The organism is Rhizobium album (genome assembly GCF_003122325.1).
GTDB classification, from domain to species: Bacteria; Pseudomonadota; Alphaproteobacteria; order Rhizobiales; family Rhizobiaceae; genus Metarhizobium; species Metarhizobium album.
This window is the reverse complement of record NZ_QFBC01000005.1, coordinates 222,086-235,995: the sequence shown is the minus strand read 5'-3', so window position 1 is coordinate 235,995 and position 13,910 is coordinate 222,086. Positions and strand designations below refer to the sequence as shown.

Sequence of the window (13,910 nt, the reverse complement as noted above, 5' to 3'; positions counted from 1 at the left end):
GTTGGACATCATGCAGCTCATCGACAAGACGAACTGGCAGTGCGCATTCCGACAGTTGTGGCAATTTATTCAGGAAAACCTGTTCGGAGCGGCGGCCGGACGTCAGCCCTTCCGTGGCTCCAGCGTTTTCATGTAGCGTTGCAATTCGTATTCGAGTCGCTTTCGTCCGCTGCCCGCCTCCCGCGCGACGCGCTGCAGATAACTGACCATCGTCGTGGAAATGCGCATGTTGCGGTTGATATAGCAGATCGTATGGCCGACCGACACGTCGAGGCCGCGGGCACAGACGATCGTCACCTCGTGCCCGTCGGCGATGGGAAAGTCGTAACCGGCGATCTCGACATGGATATCGCCTTCCTGCCGGTGCAGCGAAAAATCCATGGTCGGCACGCCGCGTCGCAAGGTCCGATGCCGGTCCACCTCGTAGACGACGCCCTTGTAGTGCCAGAAGGTATAGTGGGCGAGGCGATCGTTGGGGGACACGACGTCATCGGGCCGCGTCACCGCCGATGCGATGCGCCTCCACGCCGATTTCAGGCGGGATGGCAGGCCTCGCCGTGCCAGGCCGTTTCCGTCGTCGTAGTGGTGATGCTCCGCCATGCCATGAATTCCGCCGATATTTCCCTGAGCCTCTATTTAGGAATGAACGGCGGCAGGGAAAGGGCCTTTCGCTGCCGGCATGGCAGCCGATATCACCAGACCAGCCCGCGCGCGGCGATATCCTCGACGCGCGTAACGACACCGTTGCGATGAAACACCATCGTATCGAACATGTTGGTGACCACGCAGGTATGGTTCGGAATGATGCGGACCATCTCGCCGATGCCGGGGAAGGTATCGTTGCAGGCGGAGATGTCGAGAACGCCGTGCTCCTCCGACAGCCCCTTGATCACCGCCTGCGGATGGCCGACGACGAGGCCGAAATCCTGGAACCCGAAAAGATCCGGCGTCAGCGTCTTGGCGCCGGCATCGATCACCGCGCGGCCAGGGGCGGGGCGGGCAACCACCGTCGCCAGCACATGCATGGCGCAGTCCGCTTCGGTGCAATGACCGGCCTTCAGCATGCCGCGGTCGTTGAAGACATAGGTGCCGGCGCGATGCTCCGTCGCCGCGGGAACCAGATGGGCGTCGAACAGGCTGGGCGTGCCGGCATTGCTGACGATGGGGCAGGCGATGCCGGCCTGCTGCAGCAGCGCGATGCTCTCGGTGAGAAAAGCTTGCACGGCGGAAGCCGCACCCGGCTTCGGATAGTTGGCCAGTCCGCCGAAGATCAAGCCGGGCAGCCCGGCGATGAGACGGGCGAGTTCGAGAACGTCTGCCGGCGTCTGCACGCCGCAACGCCCGGCGCCGGTGTCGCATTCGACGAGCACGACGAGCGGCTTCTCGCCGGCAAAACGGCGGGAGAGGCCTTCCACCGTTTCCCGGCTGTCGGCGACCACCTTCAGGCTGGCGAGGCGATCGTTCAGCGCGGCCAGCCGGTCGAGCTTCCTGGCGCCGTGGATGTTGTAGGTGATCAGGATGTCGTCGAAGCCGGCATCGGCAAAGACTTCCGCTTCTGTGACCTTCTGGCAATTGATGCCGCGCGCACCGGCCGCCACCTGCGCTTTCGCAATCGAGGGCAGCTTGTGCGTCTTGATGTGCGGGCGGAAGGCGAGGCCGTGTCCGTCCATATAGGCCTGCACGCGGGCGATGTTCGCCGCCATCACGTCCTCGTCGATGATCGGCCGTGGCGTCGGAATATCGGCGATCCGGTCGCCGACCTCGGGAAGCATTTCATATGGACGGGCGTGCAGCATGATCTATGCTCCGGCGGGGTTTGGACGGGCGGGAGAATCCCGCATGGTTGCGGGAGGATTTGCCGAGCGCCGTCCGGCTGTCAATCGACGATCGAAACGAAAAGGGAAGGACTGCTTCATGAGCATCAAACGTTATGGGACCGGACAGACGGGCGCCGGCGGCAAGCCGCTGCCTTTCGCCCGCGCCGTGGAGGCCGACGGCTGGCTTTACGTCTCCGGCCAGGTGGCGATGGAGAATGGCGAGATCATCGACGGCAACATCGTCGCCCAGACGCACAAGACCATCGCCAACCTGCTCGCCGTCCTCAAGGAAGCGGATTACGGGCCGGAACACATCGTCCGCGTCGGCGTCTGGCTGGACGACCCCCGCGATTTCTGGACCTTCAACAAGATCTACCAGGATTATTTCGGTGCCCATCCGCCGGCGCGCTCCTGTGTCCAGTCCTCGATGATGGTGGATTGCAAGGTGGAAATCGACTGCGTCGCCTACAAGCCGAAAAGCGCCTGACGCCGCAGTTTCGTTCCGCCGATCTTTTTTGAAATCCATTTGACTAAATCCGAAGCCGGTGTCAATCTCCCTGCATTCCAAGGGGCGAGTGACATGACGTTGCGGGGGACCAATCAGGAATCGGGGCGGCCGTACAATCGCCGGATCGTGCTCGAAACGATCCGGCTCAACGGCCCGACGACCCGCGGCGAGATCGCCAAGCGTGTCGGCCTCACCGTCCAGACCGTCTCCACCATCGTCCGCGAACTGGAGGAGCAGGCCTACATCCTCTCCACCCGCGAAGAGCCGAAGGGCAGGGGCATTCCGCCCTCGACGCTCAGCATCAACCCCGAAGGCGGTTATACCATCGGCATCCACCTGACGCCGCTCGGCATCGATGCGGCGCTGGTCAACCTGCGCGGCGACATCGTCGAGCGGGCGATGCGCAAGGCGCCGAACGTCGCTCCGGACCATGCCTTCACCCTGATCGGCGAACTGGTGGCCGAGATGCGGGCAACGCGGGCAGAAAGCCGGGTGCTCGGCGCCGGCATGGCGCTGCCGGGACCGTTCGGTGTCGAATCCATGAGTTTCGTCGGCCCGACGACGATGAGCGGCTGGAAGAACGTCGATATCCGTTCGCGGCTGGCGGAAGCGGCCGGCCTGCCGGCCTTCATCGAGACCGATACGGCCTCCGCCGCCCTCGGCGAGCAGCTTTACGGCCTGGGCCTGCAGCTTTCCGATTATTATTACCTCTATTTCGGCGTCGGCCTCGGCGGGGCCATGGTGCATGAGGGCGCGGTGATGCGCGGCGCCTGGGGCAATGCCAGCGAAATCGGCCATATCCCGGCCGTGCTCGACGGCGAGCCGTGCCCCTGCGGCAATCGCGGCTGCCTGGAACGCTATCTCTCGCTCGAGGCCTTCAACCGGCGCGGGGTTTCGGAAGCGCAATGGGTGGCGGAGATCGCGCCGATCTTCCGCAATGCCGTCCGCACCATCGAAAACCTTTTCGATCCGCAGACCATCGTGCTCGGCGGCCTGGCGCCGCTGGCGCTGATCGAGCAGTTGGCCGCCGCCAACACCGACCTGCCGAATTCCGTTGCCGCCCGCAGCAACCGCACGCAACCGCGCATCGTCGTCGCCAGCGATTGCGAGCAATCGGTGCTCAGGGGCGCCGCAGCGCTTGCCGTATCCGGCGTGCTATCGCCCCGCTTCGGACAGATGTTTTCGACCGCCGACGAGAAAGGCATTGCCGCATGAGAGAGCCGCTTCTGGTCCTCGACACTATCCGCAAGAATTTCGGCGCCATCGAAGCGCTGAAAGGCATCACCTTTTCCATCGGTAAGGGCGAGGTCGTGGCGCTTCTGGGCGACAACGGCGCCGGCAAGTCGACGCTGGTGAAGATCATCTCCGGCGGGTTGCAGCCGAGTTCGGGTCGCATGCTGTTCGAAGGCGAGGAATTTCAGGCAAAGACGCCGGCGGAAGCCAAGGATGCCGGCATCGAGACGGTCTACCAGGACCTGTCGCTCTGCACCAATGTCGATGTCGTCGCCAACTTTTTCATGGGCCGCGAGATCACCCGAAAAATCCTCGGCGTGCCGTTCCTCGACGAAAAGGCGATGGAAACGGTGGTGCAGAAGGCGCTCGCCAATGCCGGCACCCGCATCCCCTCGCTGCGCACCAAGGTCGAGCATCTCTCCGGCGGCCAGCGCCAGGCGATCGAGCTCAACCGCTTCGTCCACTGGGGCGGCAAGCTGGTGCTGCTCGACGAACCCTTTGCAGCACTCGGCGTCGAGCAGACGCGCCGCGGCCTCGACATGATCCGCCAGGTCGCCGACCAGGGCATCGGCGTGGTCATCATCACCCACATCATGCAGCAGGCCTTCCAGGTCGCCGACCGCATCGTCGTCATCCGCCAGGGGGTCGTCGCCGGCGACGTGGAGCGCTCGAAAACCAGTCCAGACGCGGTGATCGAAATGATCACCGGGCAAAACCTCGCCGGTGCCGGACCGGCAGGCCAATAATCAAAGAGGGTCCGGCGCAAAACAGGAGAGAACGCTATGAAGCGAATAGTTTTAGCCGTGATGGCCGTCTTGGCCCTCGGCCTGTCGCTATTGACGCCCGCCTTCGCGCAATCGAAGGGCGTGGTTTATTACCTCGTGCCGACGCTGCTCGACGAGTTCCAGACCGGCTCGGTCAGTGCTCTTGAAATGTTCCTGAAACAGACCGGCTACGAGATGAAAACGCTCAACGCCGACAACAAGACCGATGCGCAGCAATCGCAGATGAACGACGTCATCGCGTTGAAGCCTTCGGCGATCATCCTCGCCGCCGTCGATTTCAACGCGCTGAAACCGTCGATCGAGGCAGCGCGTGCCGCCGGCATTCCGGTTGTCGAGTTCGACCGGCAGATCACCTCGACGGTTTCGGACTTCACCTCCGTCGCCGGCACCATCGAGATCGGTTATGTCGCCGCCGAACAGGCCGAAGCCCTGCTCAAGGCCAAGCACGGCGACGTCAAGGGCAAGGTGCTGCAGGTGCTCGGCGATCCAGGCGACCCCTATACGCTGGACATCCAGAAGGGTTTCGAGGAAAAGATGAAGGCGTTTCCGGGCGTGACGATCGTTTCCGTCCCGGCCATGCAGTGGGAAGCCAGCAATGCCGGCACCATCGTCGCCGACCAGATGCTCGCCAATCCTGATATCGACCTGATCTTCAGCCACGCCGCCCATCTTTCGGTCGCCGCCGTCGCTTCGCTCGAAGCCGCCGGCAAGAAGCCGGGCGACGTGATGATGATGAGCTCCAACGGCGCCCCCGTCGGCCTCGACCTGATCCGCAAGGGCTGGCTGAACGTCGAAGTCGAGCAGCCGCTCTACGCCCAGGCTGCCGCCGTCGCCATGTTCATGGACAAGATCGCCGGCAAGCAGGAGATCAAGGCCGGCGACTATGACGTCCTCGGCCTCAAGGGTACGGTGACGATCGAGGCCTGGGGTCCGAACATCAAGATCCCCGGTGCGGCGATCAGCAAGGACAACGTCGACGACCCGGCCTTCTGGGGCAATCTGAAACCGCCGACAGCGGAAGTGAAGTCCGTACCGTAAGGTCGGGACGGTTCCGCCTGCCCCTTATCCCCTCGGGGAGAAGGGGCCGTAAGACGCAGGGGGATGAGGGGGTGCCATACGGCTAGACCTGTCTGTTTGGCCTCCCCCTCATTCGACCCTTCGGGCCACCTTCTCCCCGTGGGGGCGAAGGGGAAATCGCAAACACGGCGCATTGATTTTTGCGCACCAAAACATTCAAACCGGAACAGCCGCATGACGCCACGCACGCGCAAAACACTGGAATTCATACTCGACAACCTCGTCTGGTTCATGCTGCTGTTCGTGCTGATCGTCTTTTCGGCACTGATCCCGAACTATTTCCAGCTCGGCATCTTCGCCAATATCATCGAGGCTTCGAGCGTTCTCGGCGTCATGTCGATCGGGCTGTCGCTGGTGATCATCGCCGGGCACATGGACCTCTCGGTCGAATCCGTCGCCGCCCTGTCGGCGATGGCGGTCGGCGTGCTGTTCTGCTCGGCCGGCATCGGCCTCGGGATAAAACTGTCGCCGGAATGGCTGATGGTGCCGGTGTCGCTCATGGTGGCGCTTGCCGTCGGCGGCCTGATCGGCCTGTTCAACGGTTTTCTCATCGTCAAGCTGAAGATGAATGCCTTCATCATCACGCTTGCCTCCTACATCTGGGTACGCGGCGTCGTGCTCGCGGTGTCCGGCGGCCGGTCGGCGCAGGATCTGGCACCCGCCATCCGCTGGTTCGCCATCCAGCGCCTGCTCGGCATTCCGCTGACCGCCTGGATCGCCATCCTCTGCTTCGTGGCCTTTTCCGTGATGATGGCCAAGACGCGGTTCGGCCGCCACCTGATGATGATCGGCGGCAACGAGACCGCAACCTTTCGCGCCGGCATCCGCGTCACCCGCAACCTGATCATCGCCTTCGTGCTGGCGGGCGCCATCGCCGGGCTGTCCGGCTGGCTGCTCGCCATCCGCACCTCCGGCGCCACCGCCAATCTCGGCGTCGGCCTGCTGTTCAACGCCTTTGCCGCCGTCGTCATCGGCGGCGTCAGCCTCAAGGGCGGTATCGGTGCCTTGCCGGGTGTCTATGCCGGCGTGCTCTTGCTCTCTTCCATCAACACGGCGATAAACCTGATGGGGTTGCCGGCGAACTTCACCCAGGTGATCCATGGATTCCTGGTTCTGGCCGCCGTGCTTCTCGATACATTCAAGCAACGACTGCGTCAGAGGCTCGCATGATAGGACGGTTGGAAGACAAGGTAGCGCTGGTGATCGGCGGCGCCCGCGGCATAGGCAAGGCAACGGCAAAACGGTTCCATGAAGAAGGGGCGAAGCTGGTCATCGCCGATTTCGAGGAGGAAGGCGGCAAGTTCGCGGCGAGCGAATTCGACGCGCCGTTCATCCATGCCGATATTTCGAAGATGGCCGATGCCGAAGCGGCGGTGGCGCTGGCGCTGAAGCATTACGGCCGGCTGGACATCATCCTGCAGAATGCCGGCGTCTATCCCTGGCAGCTGATCGAAGACACGTCGCCGGAGGACTGGGACCAGGTCATGGCGGTCAACCTGCGCGGTTCCTTCAACGCGGCGCGCGCCGCGCTGACGCCGATGAAGCAGCAGCATTACGGCCGTATCCTCTTCACCTCGTCGATCACCGGGCCGCATGTCACCAGCCCCGGCCACGGGCACTATTCCGCCACCAAGGCCGGCATCAACGGCTTCATCCGCGCCGCAGCGCTGGAATTTGCGGGATACGGGATAACGGTCAACGGCGTCGAGCCGGGCAACATCCTGACGGAAGCAATGCAGCTTCACCGCGGCCCGGCCTTCATCAAGAACATGGAGGATGCCATTCCGCTCGGCCGGCTGGGCAGTCCGCGGGACGTCGCCAACGCCTTCCTGTTCCTCGCTTCCGACGAGGCGGCCTATATCACCGGCACCACCATCGTCGTCGACGGCGGCCAGCTTCTGCCCGAAGGCAGCAATTTCCGCCTCCAGCCTCCCTGAGCCGGACGAAAAAACCCCGCTCCGCCATCGCAGCAAAGCGGGGTTTCATCTTTAAAGAGCCGGCTGCCTGGTCTTGCGCAGGTAGGGCAGGACCGTATCGAAGCTGCCGAAACGCTCGGTGGCCTCGTCGTTCGAAACGGCAGCCGTGATGATGACGTCATCGCCCTGCTGCCAGTTTGCCGGCGTCGCCACCTTGTGGGCGGCGGTCAGCTGCATCGAATCGAGGGCGCGGATGATTTCCGCGAAGTTGCGGCCGGTGGTCATCGGGTAAGTGAGGATCAGCTTGATCTTCTTGTCCGGGCCGATGACATAGACCGAGCGAACCGTCGCGTTGTCGGCGGGCGTGCGGCCTTCCGAGCTGGACCCCGCTTCGGCCGGCAGCATGTCGTAGAGCTTGGCGACCTTGAGGTCGCGGTCGCCGATCAGCGGATATTCGACGTCGAAGCCGGTGGCGACCTTGATGTCGTTCTTCCACTTGCCGTGGCTTTCAACCGGATCGACGGAAATGCCGATCACCTTGGTGTTGCGGCTGCGGAACTCGCCTTCGATGCCCGCCATGGCGCCGAGTTCGGTGGTGCAGACCGGCGTGAAATTTTTCGGGTGGGAAAACAGGATCGCCCAACCATCGCCGATCCATTCATGGAAATGGATGGTTCCCTGCGTCGTCTCGGTAGTGAAATCGGGCGCGGTTTCGTTGATGCGCAGGCTCATGGCTGACCTCTCTCGTCTATGGTTCTGTCGGGCGAAGGATATCGGAAAGCCTCCGCCTATTGAGCGAACAAACTTCGCGCAAGCGACCAACTCTTGAACGATAATCGCGAGTTACGGGGATTTCATGAAATGCCATTCCCTTCACCGTGCAGCCGGGCGAAAACCCCTTCAGGGCAGGTGGCTGCGGATCATCGCGTAGTAGGGCGAAAGTGCGGGAATGGCTTGCGCCAGATGGTCGAGCAGCGGGTCGGAGGTCGAGAGCGTTCCGTCGTATTTCGCCGCCAGGAAGCGCTCGTGTTTGGCCAGCACCTCGGGCGAGGGCCGCTCCCGCAGCACCGTGAACACCGGTGACGGTTCGGTCCGGCCCTTGACGGTGATCCGGTCGAGCTCGATCGTGCAATAGGCGTCCGCGGCCTGCCGGGCCGTCTCCTCGCCGATCAGCAGCGCCAGGCCGACGTTCTTGGATTCACCCTCCAACCGCGAAGCGAGATTGACGGAATCGCCGAGCGCCGAATAATCGAACCGGCTCGACGAACCCATGTTGCCGACGACACAATCGCCGGTGTTGATGCCGATGCCGATCCTGAGGCCATAAGGCTCCTCGCCACGCGCCGCCAGTTCGAGCCGCAACTCTTCGTTAAAACGGTCCATCGCATCGAGCATCTGCAGCGATGCCCTGACGGCATTGACGGCATGCCGGTCGTCGTCGAGCGGCGCGTTCCAGAAGGCCATGACGCAGTCGCCGATATATTTGTCGATCGTGCCGCCGCAGGCAAGAATCTCCTCAGACAGCGGCGTCAGCAGCCGGTTGATCAGCGTCGTCAGTTGCTGCGGATCGTTTTTCATCCGTTCGGCGATGGTCGTGAAGCCGCGCACGTCGCAAAACAGGATGGAGAGCGTGCGCGTATCGCCGCCCAACTTGAGCTGCGTCGGATCGCCGGCAAGGCGCTCCACCATGGCCGGCGAGAGATATTGCGAGAAAGCACGGATGATCTGCTTGCGGCTGCGGCGCTCGGCGGCATAGTCGAAACCCGCCTGGCCGACGACGACCATGAGGAAAGCTACGGAAGGGCCGACCGGGGAGGCGAAAACCTGGCCGAAGCGGATCGCGGCATAACTGCCGAAAACGAACAGCGCCACGACGAGGGCACCGGCGACGGCGGTCCACCAGTTGCTGTCGCGATAGACCGCCAGGCTGCCGGCAAGCGCGCCGAACAGCACGAGCAGCAGCGTCACCGTCATGCCCGCATGGCGGATGGAGAGGCCGTTGACGAGATTGTCGAGGATCGTCGCCTGCACCTCGACGCCGGCCGTCAGCCGCCCGGTATGGACGGTAAACGGCGTGGCGAAGGTGTCGGGCGCGCCGGCCTTGACGTCCGGCGCCGTCTGCAGGCTGAGGCCGACGAGAACGATGCGGTCGCGAAAATAGCCGGGCGGCAGGAAACCTTCCGGGTCGAGACCCTGGTAATAGGAGACCGTGGGATAGGTTCGCGCCGGTCCGAAGGACTGCATCATGCTGTTGCCGCCGGGCTGCGGCACGGAAAACCCCGCCGCACGGGCGGTCTCCGCCGCAAAGCTGTCGTCGTAATGCGGCATCGCGCGCAACACGCCGTCTCCATCCAGGCCGACGGAGGCGATGCCCACCCGGGCGCCGGCATCGATGAAGCGCGGCAGCGGTTCCGTCCGCACCAGTTGGTCGGCCTGGGGCGTGGTGATCAGCGTTTCGTCGCCGGCCAGCACGACATCGGGGCCAAGCGCCGCCTGCAGGGCATCGTCGTTTTCCGGCGCTGCGGCCGGTTCGGAGAAGATGATATCGAGGCCGATGGCCTTGGCGCCGGCGGCCCGCAACTGATCGATCAGCCGCGCATGCAGCGCCCGAGGCCATGGCCACTGATGCTGGATCTCGGCAAGCGACGGTTCGTCGATCGCCACGATCACCGGCCCTTTCTCCGGCAGGGGCGGATTGTCGAGGGTCGTCAGGTAGTCGTAGCTGCGCAGCTCGATCAGCGACCAGGGCGAGGTGAAGGTCAGCGCCGAAACGATGGCCACGGTCGCGACAAACAGCACCGCCAGCTCGATCAGCCGGTAACGCCGCCGCGTGCCCGGCGTCGGCGCGGCCCGCCCGGCGGCGCGAAAGATCGACACCATCAGAAGCGGACTTTGAGGGAGCCCATATAGGTGCGCCCCCATCCGGGAATGAAGGTCGAGACCAGGAAATCCTCGTCGAGCAGGTTATAGACGGCAAGGTTGACGGCGAAACGTTTGTCCAGCGGCTCCCATTCCAGCTTGGCGTCCACGGTCCAATATCCGTCGAGTTCCGTCCCCAGGTCGTCGCCCTGGCGCTTGCCGGTGTAGTTTGCGGCAAGCGTGGTCTTCACATTGTTGGTGTTGACCCAGGTGAGCGCCACCTGTGCCGCCTTTTCCGGAACATAGGGCAGGCCGCGGCCATAACCGAAGCTGTCGCGATCCTGGTTTTCGGAATCGGCATAGACGGCCGTGGCCGAAATCCCGAAGCCGTAGTCGAGCGCCAGATTGGCGGTGACGCTGACGCGGTCGATGCGGCCCCTGTTGAGATCGATGGTGTTGGTCGTCAGCGGAATATCGATCGACAGATTGTGCATCTGCTGGTGCTGGACATCGACGGCCGTAAAGAAACGGTCGTTCCACTCGGCTTCCCAGCGGGCTGCGAACGTGTCGGTATAACCATTGAAACCCAGCTGTTGCTGGTTCGACTGCATGCCGACCATGCCGATCGGCGCGAGCGTCGGGATGTTGAGGTCGAACCCTTCGCGCAGGATGCCGGCACGCAGCCAGTGGCCTTCCGCCGGCGACCAGGCAACGCCGGCGCGCGGCTCCAGCCGCGACACCTGCACCGTGTCGCCATCGAGATAGCGGCCGAAAAGGGCACCCTCGAATTTCAGGTCGGGTGTCGCCTCGTACAGCGCATCGACATAGGCGCGGCCGACTGTGATTTCGTCCTCCACGTCGTTGAAGGTGACATCCGTAGGCGTAAGGCTCGGCGGGGTATATGTGATCGCCAACCTTTGCCAATGCGCGTCGATGCGCCCGCCCTCGACGCCATAGCGCCAGGTGAGATCGTCATCGCCGACCGTGTGGTTGATGGCGCCGACCAGATTCTTCTGCGTATCGAGGCCGTAATTTTCCCCAAGCGGGAAATCACCGAAGACGCCGATCTCGCGGCTGTCCTTCTTGATATCGCCATAAAAGACGGCGGCATTCAGGTTGTTGCGATAGCCGAAGGAATGGCTCCAGGCGATGCCGGCATTGGTCGAATCCTGATTGTAGCTGCTGCTTGCGCCGGCAAGGATATCACCGAGCAGCAGCGGCGTGACGACGTTCTGTTCCGATTTGTTGCGCGAAAAGAAGCCGACCACATGATCGTCAGGAGTCGGCGATGCCGAGATGTAGGCGGTGCCACTCCTGATATCGGTTTCGCTGACGAAGCCGCCGGGAAGACCTTCGAAGACGCGGGTATCCGGATTGGTCTCGAATCGTGCCGTGCCGTAGAAGCTGACCGGGAAGGGCGTGTTGCTGTAGCCCTGCAGCTCTGCTTCCTTGACGCGGCCATCCTTTCCTTCGCCGTCCGGGCGCGTCAGCGTGCCGCCGATCGATCCTTCCAGAAACGGGCGCCGCAGCAGGTTGGCGGTGCGCGACCGTCCCGTCAGCATATGCGGATCGAGCATCAGGCCCTGCATGAAGGAGGAAAAACTCGCGCTGTTGTCGGAATAGGCGGCGGTGTTGTCCTCATAACCGAACGTGTTCGAATAGGGGTTCGGACTGCCGCGCAGCGTCTGGTCGATATAGCTGCTGCCGGCGAACGGATCGAAGACGACATCGCCGTAATATTGCCCCCAGGCATCCAGCCCCTGCAGGCGGAACGCATTGTTGAGCGTCGATCCCGCATCCTGGTTGGCGCTCAGCGCACCGTAATAACCGCCGCGGGCGCGGGCGCGGCGCAAGAATTCCTGCGCATAGCGGATTGCGCCTGCGGCATCGTAGTCGTCGATGGCGATCGCGGTGCGGACGGACGAAACGACGGGGTCGTTCGCATCGAGCCGGTCGGCATTGTCGATCGCCTGCGCGGCGGCATCGCGGTTGCCTGTCTCGTAATGAACGGCGGCGAGCATCAGCTGCGCCTGCGAATAGCCGGGATTGGCGGTCGAGCCGGCGAGCAGGTCGCTCATCGCCTTGTCCATTTCGCCGGTCTGCATGTAGTAGCGGCCCCGGGCGATCAAAGCGAGATCGAAGGAGGGATCCGCCGCCATGGCGGTGTCGATTTCTTTCTTCGCTTCCTTCACCCGGCCCTGGTCGAGATAGAGGATCGACAGGTTGATGTGGGAGACCGGGTCGCGGGGATCGAGGGCGATGGATGTCTTCAAAGCCTCTTCGGCCTTGCGGTTGTCGCCGATGGCGGACAGCGCAAGCCCGAGCGAATTCCATGCCGAGGTGGAACCCGGCGCCACGACTAGCGCGGCGTTGAGGTCGGCAATGGCGCCCTTCAGGTCCGCCTCGTATCCGGCCTTGTAATGCGCTCGCGCTTCGAGCGCCATGGGATGCGTCGGATCGAGCGACAGGGCGCGGTTTGAAGCGTCCATCACCTGTTCTCGGTCGTCGATCAGCAGGGCAAACTGCGCCCGCGCCGCCGGCAGGGTCGCATCGTCGGGAAAACGCTGCTCCGCCTTCTTGAGAATATCGACGGCCGCCTTGATGTCTTTCAGGAAACCGGCCGTCCAGGCTTCGGCGAGCGCCCCGTAGGGACCGGCATAAGAGGCTGGCGGCTGTTCGACGCGGTTGGGATCGCGAAGCGAGCGGGCGTAATAACCGCCATATTGCGCAATCGTCCGGCGCTGCGGGTCGAGACCGGGAACCGCGAGCTTGAAGAGTTTGGCCGCGTCGTCGTAGCGGCGCTCGGAACCGGCGATCAGGCCCGAGATCAGCGCGGCGCGCGCCCGCTGCCCGGCCGTCAGTCCGCGGGTTTCCGCTTCCGCCAGGGCGGCTTCGGCGTTGCTGCGGCCGTTCAGGCTCATGTCGATTTCCGCCAGCGTCAGCCAGTCTTCGGCGGATCGCGTTTGCGGCGCGGTCGCCTCGATGCGCTGCTTTTCCGCGCTCATGCCGCGCACCGACAGCGGCGAGGCCGGCATCCAGCCGAACGAATCGCGCAACTGCAGGTAAAACAGCATCTGTTCGCGATCCTTGGGATCGACGATGACCACCTTCTGCGGCGCCTGGCCGATGGACGCCACCGCCGCCTCACCCTGCGCCACCTGCACGCTGCCCTGGGCATTCTTCAGCTCGACCAGGCCTTCGAGCACGATCAGCGAGGTCTTGCCGCTGGCGTCGACCGTCAGCGTCCAGTCGGTGCCGCGGATCGCCGCCGTTGCCGCGGGCGTATCCACGGCGAGACCCTGGCCGCCACGCTCGGCACGCGCCCAGATGGTGCCGGACTGCAGTTCGAGGCCGGTTTCGGCGCTGCCGCCGTTCATGTTCTTGACCAGCAGCGAGGTATTGCGGGCGAGGCGTACCTGGGTACGATCGGAAAACAGGACGGCGAGCTGGCCGGTGGCATTGGTGCGCAGCACGTCGCCGGCCAGCAGGTTCTGCTGCAGGTCGACATATTGCCAATTGCTGATATCGACGAACCGCACTTCCTCGCCGGACTTGCGGGCGATCACGGCACCGGCGGCAGGCTGGGAACGCAGGACCGGCTCCGCCATGGCGGGCCAGGCCAGGCAAAATGCCACTCCCGCAAGCAAAACTCTCGCCAAGTGAGACCGCATCACCACCCCCAGTCAATCATCGGTCATCACTGAAGAGAGGGACC

The 13,910-nt window shown here is 63.7% G+C and carries 11 protein-coding genes; 6 read left to right on the top strand and 5 right to left on the bottom strand.

Annotated elements, in window-relative coordinates:
- Window positions 1-102 precede the first annotated feature (102 nt).
- Window positions 103-600, bottom strand: coding sequence for a hypothetical protein (locus DEM27_RS13970; protein ID WP_109458852.1), 498 nt, complete (start codon window positions 598-600; stop codon window positions 103-105).
- Window positions 601-692: 92 nt separating this feature from the next.
- Window positions 693-1,793, bottom strand: a complete 1,101-nt coding sequence (locus tag DEM27_RS13965) for a D-TA family PLP-dependent enzyme (RefSeq protein ID WP_420028824.1) — start codon at window positions 1,791-1,793, stop codon at window positions 693-695.
- A 121-nt stretch (window positions 1,794-1,914) separates the two neighbouring features.
- On the opposite strand from DEM27_RS13965, the gene DEM27_RS13960 reads away from it, so the two are divergent.
- The 6 genes from DEM27_RS13960 (at window position 1,915) to DEM27_RS13935 (ending at window position 7,357) form a co-directional block, all read left to right on the top strand.
- Window positions 1,915-2,304 (top strand): RidA family protein, encoded by a 390-nt coding sequence (locus DEM27_RS13960; protein ID WP_109458850.1) that lies wholly within the window; start codon window positions 1,915-1,917, stop codon window positions 2,302-2,304.
- A 93-nt stretch (window positions 2,305-2,397) separates the two neighbouring features.
- Window positions 2,398-3,540, top strand: coding sequence for an ROK family transcriptional regulator (locus DEM27_RS13955; protein ID WP_109458849.1), 1,143 nt, complete (start codon window positions 2,398-2,400; stop codon window positions 3,538-3,540).
- Window positions 3,537-4,304, top strand: a complete 768-nt coding sequence (locus tag DEM27_RS13950) for an ATP-binding cassette domain-containing protein (RefSeq protein ID WP_109458848.1) — start codon at window positions 3,537-3,539, stop codon at window positions 4,302-4,304. Before DEM27_RS13955 ends, DEM27_RS13950 begins: the two co-directional genes overlap by 4 nt.
- A gap of 36 nt (window positions 4,305-4,340) precedes the next feature.
- On the top strand, window positions 4,341-5,381 hold the full coding sequence (locus tag DEM27_RS13945; protein ID WP_109458847.1) for a sugar ABC transporter substrate-binding protein: 1,041 nt from the start codon (window positions 4,341-4,343) through the stop codon (window positions 5,379-5,381).
- 213 nt (window positions 5,382-5,594) lie between these two features.
- Window positions 5,595-6,590, top strand: coding sequence for an ABC transporter permease (locus DEM27_RS13940; RefSeq protein ID WP_109458846.1), 996 nt, complete (start codon window positions 5,595-5,597; stop codon window positions 6,588-6,590).
- The gene (locus DEM27_RS13935) at window positions 6,587-7,357 is read left to right on the top strand and encodes an SDR family NAD(P)-dependent oxidoreductase (RefSeq protein WP_109458845.1); all 771 of its coding nucleotides are present in this window, start codon (window positions 6,587-6,589) and stop codon (window positions 7,355-7,357) included. The genes DEM27_RS13940 and DEM27_RS13935 overlap by 4 nt, the downstream gene beginning before the upstream one ends.
- Window positions 7,358-7,408: 51 nt before the next feature.
- Here the strand turns inward: DEM27_RS13935 and DEM27_RS13930 are convergent, their stop codons facing one another.
- The 3 genes from DEM27_RS13930 to DEM27_RS13920 form a co-directional block, all read right to left on the bottom strand.
- Window positions 7,409-8,068 (bottom strand): peroxiredoxin, encoded by a 660-nt coding sequence (locus tag DEM27_RS13930; RefSeq protein WP_109458844.1) that lies wholly within the window; start codon window positions 8,066-8,068, stop codon window positions 7,409-7,411.
- Between the two features lie 168 nt (window positions 8,069-8,236).
- Window positions 8,237-10,216 carry a CHASE2 domain-containing protein gene (locus DEM27_RS13925; protein ID WP_109458843.1) on the bottom strand — a complete coding sequence of 660 codons (1,980 nt, stop codon included), beginning with the start codon at window positions 10,214-10,216 and terminating at the stop codon, window positions 8,237-8,239.
- Window positions 10,216-13,866, bottom strand: a complete 3,651-nt coding sequence (locus DEM27_RS13920; protein WP_109458842.1) for a FecR domain-containing protein — start codon at window positions 13,864-13,866, stop codon at window positions 10,216-10,218. Before DEM27_RS13920 ends, DEM27_RS13925 begins: the two co-directional genes overlap by 1 nt.
- Window positions 13,867-13,910 lie beyond the last annotated feature (44 nt).

Excerpts from the sequence above, each read along its gene's own strand:
- DEM27_RS13920 (WP_109458842.1), bottom strand. The coding sequence starts at position 13,866 with ATGCGGTCTCACTTGGCGAGAGTTTTGCTTGCGGGAGTGGCATTTTGC.
- DEM27_RS13930 (WP_109458844.1), bottom strand. The coding sequence starts at position 8,068 with ATGAGCCTGCGCATCAACGAAACCGCGCCCGATTTCACTACCGAGACG.
- DEM27_RS13945 (WP_109458847.1), top strand. The coding sequence starts at position 4,341 with ATGAAGCGAATAGTTTTAGCCGTGATGGCCGTCTTGGCCCTCGGCCTG.
- DEM27_RS13960 (WP_109458850.1), top strand. The coding sequence starts at position 1,915 with ATGAGCATCAAACGTTATGGGACCGGACAGACGGGCGCCGGCGGCAAG.
- DEM27_RS13940 (WP_109458846.1), top strand. The coding sequence starts at position 5,595 with ATGACGCCACGCACGCGCAAAACACTGGAATTCATACTCGACAACCTC.
- DEM27_RS13935 (WP_109458845.1), top strand. The coding sequence starts at position 6,587 with ATGATAGGACGGTTGGAAGACAAGGTAGCGCTGGTGATCGGCGGCGCC.
- DEM27_RS13950 (WP_109458848.1), top strand. The coding sequence starts at position 3,537 with ATGAGAGAGCCGCTTCTGGTCCTCGACACTATCCGCAAGAATTTCGGC.
- DEM27_RS13970 (WP_109458852.1), bottom strand. The coding sequence starts at position 600 with ATGGCGGAGCATCACCACTACGACGACGGAAACGGCCTGGCACGGCGA.
- DEM27_RS13955 (WP_109458849.1), top strand. The coding sequence starts at position 2,398 with ATGACGTTGCGGGGGACCAATCAGGAATCGGGGCGGCCGTACAATCGC.
- DEM27_RS13925 (WP_109458843.1), bottom strand. The coding sequence starts at position 10,216 with ATGGTGTCGATCTTTCGCGCCGCCGGGCGGGCCGCGCCGACGCCGGGC.